The sequence below is a fragment of the Clostridium sp. genome (genome assembly GCF_036569345.1).
Taxonomy (GTDB): Bacteria; Bacillota; Clostridia; order Clostridiales; family Clostridiaceae; genus Clostridium_AD.
Genome location: NZ_DATCQT010000200.1, coordinates 1 through 15,797 on the forward strand (window position 1 = coordinate 1; position 15,797 = coordinate 15,797).

A 15,797-nucleotide genomic window follows, 5' to 3' on the forward strand; every position below is an offset into this window, starting at 1 on the left:
AAGGAACGAGTATCTTGGATTTTTAATCAAGCTGACTTAGGAATTCCCCTTGAATCCATTTTTAAAACATTAAAAATAGCTTAGGATAGTTAACATTATTTTATAATGGAATAAATTGTAACGTATTTCGCTCGTTTATAGGTATAATTAAAAAATTAATAGAAATTTGACAAAAGAAGAAATATAAGGAGGATTTAAATGGACATATTTATATATATACTTACCAAAGATATTTTACCTTTGGTGCTAATAATTATAATAGGATTCCTATTAAGTAAAAAATTTAATTTGGATATAAATACCCTAAGCAAGATAAACTTTTATGTTTATGTACCTTTCTTTATCTTTATGCAGATTTATTCAACTAAATTACCTAAGGAAATATTGAAGATACTTGTATTTGTAGTTATATTGGCAATTGTAAATTCTATAATAACTACTATTACTTCAAGGGTAAGAAGGTATGATGAGGGATTTAAAAATGCATTCACAAATTCTATTATGTTTTATAATTCGGGAAATATAGGAATACCTCTAATTACCCTGATTTTTAGCAGTGGCCCCTTCTTAATAAATGGGAAAACACCATATTTAGCAGTGGCATTAACTACTCAAATTGTTGTATTAATTGTACAAAACATCTCAACAAATACAATAGGATTTTTTAATGCTGGAAAAGGTAATATGCGCTGGCAGGATTCTGTAAAAAGCATCCTTCAAATGCCAACTATCTATATGATCCCGCTTGCATTTATTTTAAAGGCATTACCTTTTAGATTAGAAAACATGCCGATATGGCCTGGTTTAATCTACATACAAAACGGTTTGATTTCTTTTGCTTTAATTACATTAGGAGCACAGCTATCAAAGACTAAACTCTCATTTACAAATATCGATGTTTATATTTCAAATTTTATTAGATTGTTAGGGGGACCTTTTATTGCTTTTTTTATATTAAAAGTAATTGGAATTACTGGAGTAACAGCCCAAACATTAGTCATTTCATCTGCCATTCCAACTGCAGTGAATACTGCTCTTATTGCAGTTGAAAGAAATAATCACGCAGACTTTGCTTCGTTAGCTGTTATGACATCAACTCTACTTAGTTCTATCACATTAGTATTTGTAGTATTTGTATCAAGAATACTGTTTCCATTATAAAGAAAGTTATCTTAAATTAATACGATTGGCTCTTGATTTGTCTCAATACTTGCAATGCTTTAAAACTTATGTTAAAGAGTTTAATACACTTTTTGTTTCTTCATATGTTCTTCATATGTCTAACATATAATGTAATTAAAGTATGAATGTTTTCTAAATTACAGAAAGCACATTGGAGGGTTAAGTATGAATTTTATTGAAAATAAAAAAGTTAAGCAAAGTAATGGTAAGCATAGTCCATTAAAACATATGGTGCACATGGTAATTTGTTGTGGCTTACCTATAGTTGTTCTGTTTTCTTTGCCACTTATAACAAAGATTAGTCCAAGTACTGGTAGCTTAGTTTTGAAGATAGTGCCATTTTTATGTCCAGTAATGATGATTTTCATGATGCCAATGATGATGCGTGGTAATAAAAAAGAAAGCTGCTGTGACAAAACCAATGAGGATAAGAAAACACTTGAGATTAAATAATATATTAATTTAATTAAATATAAGTATTGACAAACAAAAAGAAACCGTATACAATAACATTATAAACTTACTTAATATATCAAATATATTTTGTAAGTCATTCAGAAAACAAAATAACTAGTTGAATAGAGTAATTGAATTCGGCTAAAAGCTATTATATTTATAATAGCTTTTAGCCGAATTTTTTTTGTTGAAAATACTATACTAGGGATTTTGGAGAACCTGAATATAATATTATATTTTTTCTTGCAAAGTAAATTACAAAAAAGGGAGACTGAACTATTATGAAAAAGACAAAAATTTTACTTGTATCTGACGGTGGAGTTACTTCTAAACTAATGGAAAAAATGTTTGAATTAGAGAAGTACGGCGCTGAAGTATCTATGATAGAAGACAAAGATATGTATGCTATGGGACCAATTACTGACCGTATGCTTCAAATTGAATTAGGTGGTGTTGCCGCTGCTCCAACTTACAAGCCTTTATTAGATGTTTGCAAAGATAAAGATATTATAGTGGTACATGTTGCCTCTATAAATGAAGAAATTATTAACGCTTGTGAGAATTTAAAGGTTGCTGCTGTATTACGTGGTGGTTATGAAAACGCTGATGTAGAAGCATTAACTAAGCGTGGAATTAAGCTTATAAATGCACCATGGCGTAGTGCTCATGCTGTAGCTGATTTTACTGTTGGTATGATGATTGCTGAAAATAAGAATATCGCACGTAGCAATAAGTTCCTTCATGAAGGCAAATGGTGTAAAAATTTTGTGAACCAAGAATATATTCATGATATGCGTGCATGTACTGTAGGTATCATTGGCTTTGGTTATATCGGGCGTCAAGTTGCTAAAAGATTAAGTGGTTTTGATTCTAAAGTTATTATATATGATCCTTTTATGGATCCTATGGATATCGCAAAAGCTGGATATACACCAGTAACATTTGAAGAGTTATTAGCACAATCTGATTTTATTACAGTGCACATACGTCTTTCAGAAAAGACAACCAAGTTCATTGGGGCAAAAGAATTTTCTCAGATGAAATCTACTGCGTATTTTATTAACACTGCACGTGCTGGTATAGTTGATACAGATGCTCTTATTAGTGCTTTACAAACAAAATCGATTGGTGGGGCGGCTATCGATGTATTTGATGAAGAACCATTACCTATTGATAGCCCATTCTTGAAATTAGAAAATATTACACTTACATCACACTTAGCTGGTACATCATGTGATACTATGCGTAATTCTGTTGAAATAGGTTTTGATGATATTAAAAATTATTTGCAAGGCTTACCTATGCAAAATGTACGTAACTAAGTATTACAGGTGTTAAATTTAATTTTTGTGAATTATTATATGAATAATATCAAAAGCTAATACTTTAGGTATAAGTAGAAATGTGCATATTACAATGAATATAGGAGAATCTTGTCTATTGTTGACATATGAGTTATAAATATATAATCTATAGGGGGTGAGATAGGCAAAATATGAATAGGAGCGTGAAATCATGGATATTAAAGAAAATGAATTTTTAATGATTCCCTCAGTGAGGATGATTAAAGATCTAGCATATGCACTTACACTTGATAATCCCTACATATTATTAAGTGAAACTCACATAGGTAATTTAAGATCACTTGCAGATATGTGTCATAAGGCTAATAAAAAGGTAATAGTTAATCTTGAATTAATAGGCGGGTTAAATCTAGATAAAATAGGAATTCTTTTTTTAAAACAGTTGTATAAAGTTGATGTTGTAATAGGCGCGAGTACATCCAAGATAAATATGTTAAATAATATTGGCGTAGATACAATTCAAAGAATCACATTAATGGATTCTAAATCATTTGATACTTCATTAAAAGCTATTCCAGGATCTAAATGCGCTGCAATTGAAATAAGACCATGTATATACGGTCTTAAGTTTATCGAAAAAATAAGAAAAATAAAAAATGTGCCATTCTTATTGGGTGGGTTCATAGATGATGTAGAGATGATTGATAAGGCGAGGGAAGCTGGATTTATAGGAGCTACTACAAGTTGTAAAGCTTTGTGGGACATGAGAACAAAATAAATTAGTTTGCTAGTTAAATATAATATAAAAAAATAACATTGAATAACTGTAACAAAGGGGGAATGAGTATGAATATAGTTGGAATAGGTGACTCATTAATTCCAGAAAACTACATTAAAGAAGGATTTAAGAACTTTGAAAAGCAGGGAGTTAAAGTAGAAACTATTCAATGGAGTTTGGATAGTTACGAAGAACTACAAAACATTAATCTCATGGTCGAAACTGGAGGCAGTGAAGCGTATGAGCCACCCAAATATATTTTTGATGCGGTAAAAGATGCAGATATCATCATTACGCAATTTTGTCCGATAACAAAAAAACTGATTGATCATTGTGAAAATTTAAAAGCTGTTGGTGTTTTAAGAGGTGGGTATGAAAATATAAATTTGAAGTATGCAGATGAAAAAGGAATTATTGTCTTTAACACACCAGGACGAAATGCAAATGCAGTGGCTGATTTTACAGTAGGACTTCTAATTTCTGAATGTAGAAACATAGCAAAGGGTCATATGAATTTAAAAGATGGTAAATGGGTTAGGGATTATACAAATGCTGATTCTGTTCCAGATTTAGCTGATAAAATAGTAGGAATTATTGGGTATGGAGAAATAGGAAGAAAAGTTGCAAAAAGATTAGCTGGTTTTGATATGAAAGTTGTTGTATATGACCCTTTTTTAAAGGGGGAAGTAATAGACGCTGAAATGGTATCATTAGAAAAATTAATGAAGATTTCTGATTTCGTGACATTGCATGCAAGGTTAACAAAAGAGACAGAAGGTCTAATTAATAAAGATTTATTAAGTTTGATGAAACCGACTTCATACTTGATAAATTCAGCAAGATCTGGGTTAATTGATGAAAAAGCATTGTATGATGTTTTAAAAAATAAAAAAATTATAGGCGCTGCATTAGATGTTTTCGATGAAGAGCCACCAAGTAAAGAGTATCCATTGCTTACTTTAGAAAATATCACGGTAACACCTCATTTAGCTGGGGGAACTAAAGATGCATTTACCAATTCACCAAAACTTTTGGCATCTGAAATGATTAAAGTATTAAAGGGTGTTGAGTCAAGATATGTAGTAAATAAGGATACTTATAGAAAAAAATATGGGAGGAATTTATAATGGGATTAGTAAATTTAGAAAGTATATTAGTCGATGCAAGAAAAAACAAGTATGCAGTAGCTGCATTTGATGTAAGTAATAATGATATGGCTATGGCAGTTATAGAGGTAGCAGAAGAATTAAAATCTCCAGTAATTTTAATGGGATTAAAGGTTGATCTAGAAGGTGATAGGTTAGAATATTGGACAACTGCACTAAAATCAATGGCTAAGAAGGCTAATGTACCAGTTTGTTTACATTTAGACCATGCAACAGATGTAGATTTTATTAAGAGATCAATAGATAATGGGTTTACATCTGTTATGTTTGATGGATCTGTACTACCATTAGAAGAAAATATAAGAATTACTAAAGAAGTTGTAGAATATGCACATAAATTTAATGTGTCTGTAGAAGCAGAACTAGGACATGTTGGTGATGGAATTGTAGGAAATTCAGAAACAGGGGGAGTAAAAGATGATAAAGATAGTTATGATAATCCCGATGATTTTTTAACAAATCCAAAAGAAATGGAATATTTCATTAAAAGTACAGGTATTGATGCATTAGCTGTTGCAGTTGGAACTGCACATGGGGTATATGTAAACGAGCCAAAACTGCACTTTGATAGACTCGATGATTTAAATAAAATTTCAACATTACCATTGGTAATGCATGGTGGATCGGGAACACCTGATGAAGCAATAAAAAAATCTGTTGAACTTGGAATATGTAAATTAAATATATTTTCAGAAATACTAGCGGGATTTTTCACATCACTAAAGGAAATACTAAACAGTAAGCAGCAAATGTCTATTTGGCCAATTACAGCTTATGCTAAACCAATAGACGCAATGAAAGATGTAGTTAGAGATAAAATGATATTACTTGGATCTAATAATAGAGCAAAATAGTAGAAAATAAAATATTATGAGGAGGCACTAACATGAAAGACAAAATAAAAATTCTTTGTTGTTGCGGAGCAGGAATATGTACATCAAATTACTTAAAAGAGGATATTGAAGATAGGATTAAAAAAGAGGGGTTTAAAAATGTTAAAATTGAAATTTGTAGGGTAAGTGACTTAGAGGATTCTATAGAAGGCGCTGACATGCTAGTTACCACTGTGCAATTAAAGAAAACGTATTCTATTCCAATGATAAGAGCTTTAGGAATTATGCTTGATGAAGTGGCTGCTAAAAAAGCATTGGATGAAATAGTAGAAGAAATTAAGAAAATACAATTATCATAAACATTGTAATTCAATTTCTACTTGTAGGGTACTGTTACTAACTACAAGTAGTGTTGTAGTTAATAAAAAAAATAATTTAGGGGGCAGAGTATATGGGATTTATAGATGTAATAAATTCAACCTTATCCGCTTTTTTCGGATTTGATTCTACAGTAACTGTAATAAGTGTTATTCTTATAGTTTCTCTGATTGTAAGAGTTCCACTAAGAAAAGCAATACTTGGTTCATTGAAAGTTTCTATAGGACTTACTGGTATATTTCTTGTTGTAGATTTAATACAGTCACAAATGGCTACGCCGATAGCCAATATGATTTCAATTTATGGAATAAATAAAAGTATAACAGACGTTGGTTGGGGTTCTTTGGGATATGCTTTTGGAAATACGTATGGTTATTTTGGTGTACTAGTATTTTTAGTAGCAAATATATTTTTGGTATCTATAAGATATACCCAAACCTTGTATGTAGATGTTTTTAATACATGGAGACCTATGTTACTCGCAGGTATGGTAGGGGTTGCTAGTGGAAGTTTTTGGATTGCAACTGTAGCCGTTATAATATTTCTAATGATTGATGTAAAAGTCGCGGATATTGCGGCACCATATATAGAGAGAATTAATAATTTCCCTCCTGGTGGTTCATGGCCTCATGGTGGACACTTTTCCTTCCAGTCATGTATTTCAATACCTATTGAATGGGTGTTAAAAAGAACACCTATTATTAAAGATATAAATCTTCAGGCTGAAACAATAGAAGAAAAGTTTGGTATTTTCGGAGAAACTTCAGTAATGGGAGCAATATTAGGTATCTTAATTGGTTTATTTAGTCAGATCGGAATTATGCCTTCGCTATTGCTTGGTGTTAAGATGGCAGCAGCATTTGTTCTTCTTCCTAGAATGGCAGCAATACTCGTAGAAGGATGGTTCCCAGTTATAAAAGCCTCAAGAAAGATGATCGTTAGTAAACTTAAAAGGGATGATATTCGTATAGCACTTGATTGTTCAACAGTTATAGGACATCCATCAGTTATCCCTACTACATTAATTATGTATCCGTTGGCATTAATTATATCTGTTTTCCTTCCAGGCAACCAAATGATTGCTTCTGTAAGTTTAATAATAATCCTTTGGCAAAGTGCTGCAGTTAATGCTATTACTGAAGGAAATATTGCGCACAATATAATTATACTTTCTTTGATAACTTGCCTATTTTGTTGGGGTGCTACTTTAATGGCGGGACCTATGACACAATTAGCTAGTACTCTTGGATATAATGCTGGTAAAGGATTAATATCCACTTGGGATGCAGCAGGAACTCCTGAAATAGTTATTGTATATAAACTGTTCTCATGGTTATTTCACTTTTAATTAGAAAAATATTTTTAACTTAAGTGGTGTATTCAGGAGAAAATTAAAAGGAGGAATGTATCATGAGTAATAAAACAGAAGATGTATTTTATGATGTAGTAATGATGAAAAATATAAAAACAAAAGAAGAGGCGATAAGCTATCTTGCTAAACATCTACAGAAAAAAGGGTATGTGAATGAAAATTATGAACTTGCCACAATAAACAGGGAACATATTTTTCCAACCGCGCTTCCTACAAAACCTATAGGCATTGCGGTGCCTCATTCTGAAACTGAAAATGTTATAAAACAGGCAGTTGTACTTGGAATAACTGATAACTTGATTGAATTTTCTGAAATGGGTAATGACGAGTCTAAAGTTAATGTTGGAATAATGTTTTTACTTGCACTAAAGGGTGAAGACAATCATCTTAACTATCTAAGGAATATTGTTAATTATTGCAAAGTAGAGGATAATGTTTCAAGACTTTATACTTCGAAATACGTAGATGATGCCCATAAAATTCTTATGAGTGAAATATTAAAGATAGAGAGTTAAAGTGTAAATATGCAAGCCAACAAAAATTTCTTGTGCTTGCATATTTATTTTTTACAAAATAAAACATGAGATTCAACAAATGATTAGAAAGTGTTATATGGCATAGAAAACAACTTTAGATGTATAATAACTTAATTTTAGGAGGGTATATAAATGGAAGTAATTGTTAAGATATTGAATGAACAAGGGTTACATGCAAGGCCCGCATCAATCTTTGTAAAACAAGCAGGTAAATTTAAGTCAACTGTTACCATTGTTCATGGTAATGAAGTTGCGAACGCAAAGTCCATAATAAATATAATGAGCTTAGGTCTAAAGAAAGATGAGAAAATTAAAATAATCACAGAAGGCACAGATGAAAAAGAAGCTATGGATACTTTAGTAAGGCTTGTAGAGAGTAAATTTGGAGAAAAATAGGAGGGAGTTCAATATGATTTTGGGTACAGGAGTCTCACCAGGGATTGCTATGGGGAAAATTTTACTTTTGCAAAATGAAGAATTTATAATTAAAAAAACTATAATTAGTGATGTAGAAGCAGAAAAAACTAGATTTCTTAAAGCTTTGAAAGACTCTAGTGATGAACTGTTACAAATTAAAGACAAAGCACTAAAGGAACTTGGCGAAGAAAAGGCCGCTATTTTCGAAGCTCATCTAGTGCTATTAGAGGATCCTGAACTAATAGCAAGTACGGTGGATAAAATAGAAAGTGAAAAATGTAATGCTGATTATTGCTTTAATGTAGTGGCTACAGATTTTATAGAATTGTTTAAAGGTATGGAAAATGAATACATGAGAGAAAGGGTTTCCGATATTCGAGATATTTCTAAGCGGGTGCTCGGACATATGCTTGGGATAAAATCTGTAGATTTATCTATACTAAAGGAGGATGCAATATTAGTTTCTAATGATTTAACCCCTTCTGAAACTGCTAACATGGATAAAGAAAAAGTACTTGGTTTTTTAACTAACATCGGAGGAAGAACTTCGCACACTGCAATCATGGCTAGAAGTTTTGAAATCCCAGCTGTTGTTGGACTAGAAAATATTACAACAACTGTTAAGCAGGGTGATTATGTTATTATTGATGGTGATAGCGGTAAAGTTTTAATAAATCCAAATGTAGAGGATATTTCTTATTACAATAAGCTTAAAGAAAAGTGTGAAAACATAAAACAGAAGCTACAATTATTTAAAGATAAAGAAAGTGTAACCTTTGATGGGAAAAAGGTAGAATTAGCTGGAAACATTGGAACACCAGAAGATGTTACTGGACTTATAAACAATGGTGCAGAGGGTGTAGGATTGTTTAGAACTGAGTTTATATTTATGAATAGAGATTGTTTACCAACAGAAGAAGAACAATTTCAATCCTATAAAACTGTATTGGAAGCTCTAAGCCCAAAGCCAGTTGTTATTAGAACTTTAGATATAGGTGGAGACAAAGAACTTAGTTACTTAAACATTGACAAAGAGATGAATCCATTCTTAGGGTATAGAGCTATTAGAATTTGTTTAAAAGAAACAGATTTGTTTAAGAACCAATTAAGAGCGCTACTAAGAGCAAGTGTATATGGTAATCTTAAGATTATGTTTCCTATGATTTCTAGCCTAGAAGAGCTTCTTATGGCAAAAGATATATTAAATGAAGTTAAAGAAGAACTGGAAACAAGTAAAGTTCCCTATGCTTCTAACATAGAAGTGGGTATGATGATCGAAGTGCCTTCAGCAGCAATCATAAGTGATATGTTGGCTAAACATGTAGATTTCCTTAGCATAGGAACAAATGATTTAATTCAATACACTTGTGCAGTGGATAGAATGAATGAAAAAATTAATCACCTTTATAGCCCATTTAACCCAGCTGTTTTAAGACTTATTAAAATGGTTATTGATAATGGCCACAAAGAAGGTATTTGGGTTGGAATGTGTGGAGAAATGGCAGGAGATAAAAAAATCATCCCAATTTTACTAGGAATGGGATTAGATGAATTTAGTATGAGTCCAATATCTATTTTACCAGCAAGAAAACTCATTGACTCATTAAGGTATAGTGATATGAAGAACATTGCAGATATTATACTAACAATGACTACTTCAGAGGCAATACTGAGTTACATAGAAAAAGCATTTTAAATAATAATATGTACCTTTTGTAGGGATAATTAAAGTAAGCCTATTAGAAAACGGAATGTTTTTATCAACTGTTTTAGGACAATTGATAGGACTAGCGTCTAAGTTATTAGATAAACAGTCAGAATATATTCCGGGGGTGAATATGGAACGTGGATGATGAGTATTATAAAAGAATAGAAGCAATGGAATTTGTATTGCAATATGATGATAGTAGGGATTACAATGGATTGAAAGATGCAGACGTAGTGATCATAGGTGTTTCAAGAACTTCAAAAACTCCATTATGTATGTATCTAGCTAATAAAGGCATTAAAGCAATAAATATACCTTTAGTGCCTGAAGTTCCTGTTCCAGAAGAACTATATAACATTCATGTAAAGAAAATTATAGGGCTTACAATAAATCCTTTTGAGCTGATTGAAATAAGAAAAAATAGAATGGGTAAATTCAATGGACTTAGTTCTAATTTTCAATATGCAAATGACTCTAGAATATTAGAGGAGTTAGATTACGCAGAAAAAATAATGAAAAGGACAAGATGTTTAAAAATTGATGTTACTAAAAGAGCTATAGAAGACACGGCTTTAATTATTATGAAAAGTATGGGGTATAATCAATAAATATAAATTGTTCACAACATCATCTTAGTAGAAGGGATGTAAAAGCATTTCATTAAAATTTAATGGAATGCTTTCTTTTGATTGTGCTCCCAGCATGAACGTTAATGTAATTTATACCATTGCCGTTTTTATTGAAACTAAAAAGCTCTAACAATCGTTTATGCTATGTGATTTTTGAAAGATTACACAGAGAAGCTAATGTGAGAGGAAATTATGGCCAATAATGGATATATAGGAAATAAATAAACCTTTTATTCGACAAAATTCATCTTATTTCCTCATCTACCTAATGTTATGATATACATTAGGATAAAAGTATAAAGTGCACTTGACAGGAACAATGATTTATTACATAATATGTAGCTTAGAGAAATGGCGGTGAAATAATGTCTAATTATATTGAAATGGCATCTTATGTAAGGGACACAGATTTTATATGTGAAAGTACATTAATTACTGAATTTGTACAGGCATGTGGAATAGTGGATATTAAACAAATAGATATGAATCTTCTTAGAAATTATCATAGGGTTAATACTGAAACTTGCATTAACCTTATAGATGAATTGGCACTTAGAGGATTTATATTTCATATGGAAAATCCTACGAATATGTTGCCAAGTATGGTTTATGAAATAGATAACAATTATATTATTGTTAAAGATAATGGCCAGAGATTCCGTAATATTAATTTTGCACGTTTAGGCCTTGCTAATTTTGTGGAGAGATTTTTTGTTAAGACAGATTATTTTTTTCAGTATATAAAACTAGACAACTTTCTTCATATTAATAGCGGACTTTCTCTTGAAAATCTAAAAGAGGAGTTTTTGAAGTGTGGTTTCAACTTTGTTGATAAGGAAGAGTCTCTTTTAGAAAACTGTGTTGATGAGTATAACGAGAATACTGATAATGCTGAAACAGGCATTGAAGATACTAAGAAGGGTATGCAGAAGTTTTTTGAGAAAGTTTATTTAAACCCTATTTCTACAGGTGTCACCATAGAAAATGCTTTTTTAGAGAATGGATTTAATAAATTCAGGGATTTCTGCGAAGAAAACAGCCTTATGTACGTAAAACATCTAGAAGGCTTTCCTTTTGATGAATTAATATCACTTCGTGGTTTCGGTCAATTTAGGATAGAAAAGATTAAAAAAAGATATGAAGATTTTGTAAATGGTGCCCTTACGTCTTGTATTGACTTGGTAAATTATAGAGATCCTATTGATATAGGAATAAACAGTTACTATTTAAATATAGAACTAGATGGACTAAAGGCAATTAATATTGATGATGCTCTGCTAGAGGAATTTAAAAATACAGATCTAAGATTTATAGGGGATTTACTAAAGCTCAAAAATTCTGAGTTAATAAAAACAAGGAATGTAGGCGTAACGAAAATTAACAGATTTATGTTGAATATCAACCTTCTTTGCAAGCCACCGGAAGAGCTGATTATAATATTTCTAAAGACTATTAAAGAAAATAAAAACTTCGAAATATTTAGAGCTCGTTCAATAGGTAAGTTAACTCTCCAAACATTGGGGGAACAGTATCATTTAACAAGGGAACGTATAAGACAAAAGGAAAAGAAGATTTTAATTAAGTTTAAAAGTTTTTTTATATTATTTAGGAGTCTGATCTTTGAAAAGGGATGCAAATTAATACTTGATATGGATGATATAAAAAATATAGTTACAGATGATGAGGACATGCTTTTTATTAAATATGCATTAATTAGTGAAACATGTGATAAGGTAGTGTATTTTAAAGAATTGGATAAATTCTTAGTAAATAAAAACTTGGATGATGTAAAGGCCAAACTTGATAGGGTTATAGAAGAAAACCTTGAAGATATCTTTGACTCTTATAATGAAATAGTAAATATAGATGAATTTCTAAAGGAAGCAAACCTAGAGTTTGTTGATATAGAAGATTTCATAACATATGCAAAGAAAAGAGGATTTAAGGAACATGGTAATTATCTTATGCGGTCAGGAACTTCATCTAGAAAGGTATATAGTTATATTTTAAAAGAATACTTTCCTAAGGGTGTAAGGTATAGTGATGAAAATGATATGGAGGAAGTCTTAAAGATAGCAAGGGAAGACTTTGAACTTGAGCGTCATTCAAAAGAGGATAGCAGGGCTCTTTCTGGTATAATTGGTGAAAATGTGCTTTGTGACAGAGGACGGTATATACATTCGTGTTATATAGATATACCTATTGCTTTGGTAGAAAAAATTAAAAATTATATCATAAATAGTTTTGAGGAAACTTTGATTATGGGAGATGTATTCCATAAGTTTGAGGATGAGCTTACGGAGCAGAGTAATATAAATAACAGAAATTTTCTTCATGGGGTGCTTAAATACTATTACGGAGAGGAACTTATTTTTGGTAGGGATAAAGTATCAAAAGCCTCATGTGAAATTATAAGTACAAATAAAATTCTGGAGAACTTTATTTTGGAGCAAGGAGGACCAGTAACAAAGGATAGAATAAGGAAGCAGTTTCCAGGTTGGTCAGAGATTATGATTACAAATTGCGAGGTAGTAAACAAAAATATTATAATTTGGGGTAATGGTGTTTTGTCCTGTGTTGAATTTCTACAGATCTCTGAAATGGACAAGGAGGAGTTTCAAAATGCAATAGAATCGTCATTGTCTGAACTTAATGGTTACTGCACAGCAATGGTTATTTATAAGAAACTTCAGCTTAAGATGAACATTTTTTATAAACTAAATAAGATTACAAATTACATGAACTTATTTTATGTGCTTAAGTATCTTTTCGAGGATATTTATTACTTTAGGATTCCTCATATTTTAAGGGAGAAGCAAGATAAAAGATTTACAACAATAGACATATTGATTAAAACAATAGGAGATAGAAAGGTAGTAACTTTCGATGAAATGTCAGATTATTTTATAAACAAGCTAAAGATGAATGAAAAGATAATGTATGCGTCAAACATAAAGCTTATGAGAAAGCTTGTAGAGGTTAGAAAAGGAGAATATATACTCAAGGATAGTTTAAAACTGGATGGAGAGATATTAAATAAGATTAGTGAGTTTATGGATATTCAGCTTTTAGGGAATGAATATGTTCCAATGCACTCAATAATTGATTACAGGGGGTTACCGGACATAGGGTATGAATGGAATCCATTTCTATTACAGGATATCATTGAAGACAATTTGCCTAAATATAAGTTTATTGAAAAGCAATTTAAAGACAGAAGATATAGGTGTAGCAATATTTTAAGAAACGGTTCAGAGTTAATAAGCTTAGTGGATCTTATAATTTATGTATTAAACAATGAGTATAATGATAAAGAAAATATGACTATTCAGGCAATACAGCAGTATCTCTCCCTTAAGAATATAATTTTCAGTTCACTTCCTCATGAATTTATGGCTTCAGAGAGAGTTAGTGTAGATGAGTTCCACAGGGTAGAGATAATTTAGAGGTGGTGCATAATGACATTCAAAAACTTAAAACTTCATCTTCCTATATATATAAAGAATCTTAATGATTACCAGATAGAAGCAATAAAGAGGCTTAAAGATAATAACTGGAGAGGCATCTTAGAGATGGCCACAGGAACGGGAAAAACCATAACAAGTATCGCAGCATCAATGGAATATCTAGATATAAAGGGCAGAATGTTTTTAATAGTTGTGGTTCCTTTTATTCATTTGGTGGAGCAATGGGAGCATAATATTTTGAGTTTCGGCTATAAGGTGCCAATAAAATGCTACGATAATAAGGCCGCTTGGTATGGAAAGTTGAATCGAAGAATCAAGGATTACAATATAAGACTTACAGACTCTGAAAGTCTTATAGTAAGCTATAAGACTTTCTCAAGTCCTGATTTTCAGGAGCTATGTTGTAAAATAAAGGGTAATGTATTTTTTATAGCAGATGAGTGCCATTATATGGGGAGTAACTCGCTTAGGGGTTGTATGAATGAGAATTTTGACGTTAGAGTTGGATTATCGGCAACGCCTGACAGGTGGTTTGATGAAGATGGCACCAAGAGACTTAGAGATTATTTTGGAGATACAATTTTTGAATATGATATGAAAATGGCTATAGATAATGGATTTCTTTGCAAATATGAGTATGAGCCTGTGGTATTAAGTCTTACCCCTGATGAATACGATCAATATTCTAATCTTACTAAAAAAATAACAAAAATGTTTCTAACAAATAAAAAAATTGATGATAACATTTCACTTCAGATGATGATACTTAAAAGATCAGAGATTTCGGCAAAAGCAGTAAATAAACTTCCAGCGTTTATAGAAATGCTAAAGATGCAAATAAGTGAAACGGGTGTAAAACACACTCTTGTATATTGCTCAAAGGGTGAAAGTCAAAAAATTACAAAGCTAATATCAGAACTTGGTATAAGAGCACATGAATTTGTATACAAAGTAAGTAACTCAGATCGGCAGAAAATTCTTGAAGCCTTTGCAAAGGGAGATATACAGGTTTTGGTTGCAATAAAGTGTCTTGATGAAGGGGTAGATATCCCAGCAACAAGAACTGCATATTTTTTAGCAAGCACTTCAAACCCAAGAGAATTCATACAACGCCGTGGAAGAATATTAAGGAGATCTCCAGGGAAGCATTTGGCAAAGATAATAGATTTCATAATATTTCCGCCAAGTAAACAACTAACAGGTGGAGATGCCGGCAATGTTGATAACAGCATAATAGAAAAGGAAATGCCAAGATTTGCAGAATTTAATAGAAATGCCTTTAACAGTGGATATGCGAGAGGAGTTATAAGAAAATACCTAGCTCCATATAATCTTGAATATTTAATGGATAAGTTGCCATGGCAGGTGTATAAGGAAAGGAAGGAGAGATATAGTTATGAGCAAGACGATTAATATAAACCTTGAAGAAAAGTTAAAGGAGTTTCCAGAGGAACTACGTGAAATAGCAGAGGCTATGATAAAGGATTTGAATAAAACAAACGTATCCAAAGCAACGGTCGAGAGCAGTGTAATGATGAAGATAAATAAATTAGTTACAAAGGAGTTGTAAT

The 15,797-nt window shown here is 31.4% G+C and carries 14 protein-coding genes and 1 pseudogene; all 15 read left to right on the forward strand.

The annotated features are described in order from the left end of the window. Window positions 1-198: 198 nt before the first annotated feature. The 15 genes and pseudogenes from VIM70_RS21025 (at window position 199) to VIM70_RS21095 (ending at window position 15,796) form a co-directional block, all read left to right on the forward strand. A complete protein-coding gene (locus VIM70_RS21025) occupies window positions 199-1,161 on the forward strand; it encodes an AEC family transporter (RefSeq protein WP_331947742.1) in 963 nt (320 codons plus the stop codon). Window positions 1,162-1,347: 186 nt separating this feature from the next. Further along, window positions 1,348-1,635 (forward strand): hypothetical protein, encoded by a 288-nt coding sequence (locus VIM70_RS21030; protein WP_331947743.1) that lies wholly within the window; start codon window positions 1,348-1,350, stop codon window positions 1,633-1,635. Window positions 1,636-1,919: 284 nt separating this feature from the next. After that, entirely contained in the window at window positions 1,920-2,960 is a 1,041-nt protein-coding gene (locus VIM70_RS21035) for a 2-hydroxyacid dehydrogenase (protein WP_331947744.1), read from the forward strand. Between the two features lie 193 nt (window positions 2,961-3,153). Continuing rightward, window positions 3,154-3,720 (forward strand): glycerol-3-phosphate responsive antiterminator, encoded by a 567-nt coding sequence (locus VIM70_RS21040; RefSeq protein WP_331947745.1) that lies wholly within the window; start codon window positions 3,154-3,156, stop codon window positions 3,718-3,720. Window positions 3,721-3,788: 68 nt separating this feature from the next. Continuing rightward, window positions 3,789-4,847 carry a 2-hydroxyacid dehydrogenase gene (locus tag VIM70_RS21045; protein ID WP_331947746.1) on the forward strand — a complete coding sequence of 353 codons (1,059 nt, stop codon included), beginning with the start codon at window positions 3,789-3,791 and terminating at the stop codon, window positions 4,845-4,847. Next, window positions 4,847-5,740 (forward strand): class II fructose-bisphosphate aldolase, encoded by an 894-nt coding sequence (locus VIM70_RS21050; RefSeq protein WP_331947747.1) that lies wholly within the window; start codon window positions 4,847-4,849, stop codon window positions 5,738-5,740. The genes VIM70_RS21045 and VIM70_RS21050 overlap by 1 nt, the downstream gene beginning before the upstream one ends. 32 nt (window positions 5,741-5,772) lie before the next feature. Then, window positions 5,773-6,078 carry a hypothetical protein gene (locus VIM70_RS21055; protein WP_331947748.1) on the forward strand — a complete coding sequence of 102 codons (306 nt, stop codon included), beginning with the start codon at window positions 5,773-5,775 and terminating at the stop codon, window positions 6,076-6,078. Window positions 6,079-6,170: 92 nt separating this feature from the next. Further along, complete coding sequence (locus VIM70_RS21060; protein ID WP_331947749.1) at window positions 6,171-7,445, forward strand: PTS transporter subunit IIC; 1,275 nt, start codon at window positions 6,171-6,173, stop codon at window positions 7,443-7,445. 62 nt (window positions 7,446-7,507) lie between these two features. After that, entirely contained in the window at window positions 7,508-7,984 is a 477-nt protein-coding gene (locus VIM70_RS21065) for a PTS sugar transporter subunit IIA (protein ID WP_331947750.1), read from the forward strand. 153 nt (window positions 7,985-8,137) lie between these two features. Then, window positions 8,138-8,401 (forward strand): HPr family phosphocarrier protein, encoded by a 264-nt coding sequence (locus VIM70_RS21070; RefSeq protein WP_331947751.1) that lies wholly within the window; start codon window positions 8,138-8,140, stop codon window positions 8,399-8,401. Window positions 8,402-8,414: 13 nt separating this feature from the next. After that, a complete protein-coding gene (gene ptsP, locus VIM70_RS21075; protein ID WP_331947752.1) occupies window positions 8,415-10,118 on the forward strand; it encodes a phosphoenolpyruvate--protein phosphotransferase in 1,704 nt (567 codons plus the stop codon). A 43-nt stretch (window positions 10,119-10,161) separates the two neighbouring features. Further along, a pseudogene (locus VIM70_RS21080) lies at window positions 10,162-10,738 on the forward strand (pyruvate, water dikinase regulatory protein); the annotation flags it as partial. Between the two features lie 386 nt (window positions 10,739-11,124). Further along, on the forward strand, window positions 11,125-14,205 hold the full coding sequence (locus VIM70_RS21085) for a sigma factor-like helix-turn-helix DNA-binding protein (protein ID WP_331947753.1): 3,081 nt from the start codon (window positions 11,125-11,127) through the stop codon (window positions 14,203-14,205). Between the two features lie 12 nt (window positions 14,206-14,217). Next, on the forward strand, window positions 14,218-15,639 hold the full coding sequence (locus VIM70_RS21090; protein ID WP_331947754.1) for a DEAD/DEAH box helicase family protein: 1,422 nt from the start codon (window positions 14,218-14,220) through the stop codon (window positions 15,637-15,639). Then, a complete protein-coding gene (locus VIM70_RS21095) occupies window positions 15,623-15,796 on the forward strand; it encodes a hypothetical protein (RefSeq protein WP_331947755.1) in 174 nt (57 codons plus the stop codon). Before VIM70_RS21090 ends, VIM70_RS21095 begins: the two co-directional genes overlap by 17 nt. Window position 15,797 lies beyond the last annotated feature (1 nt).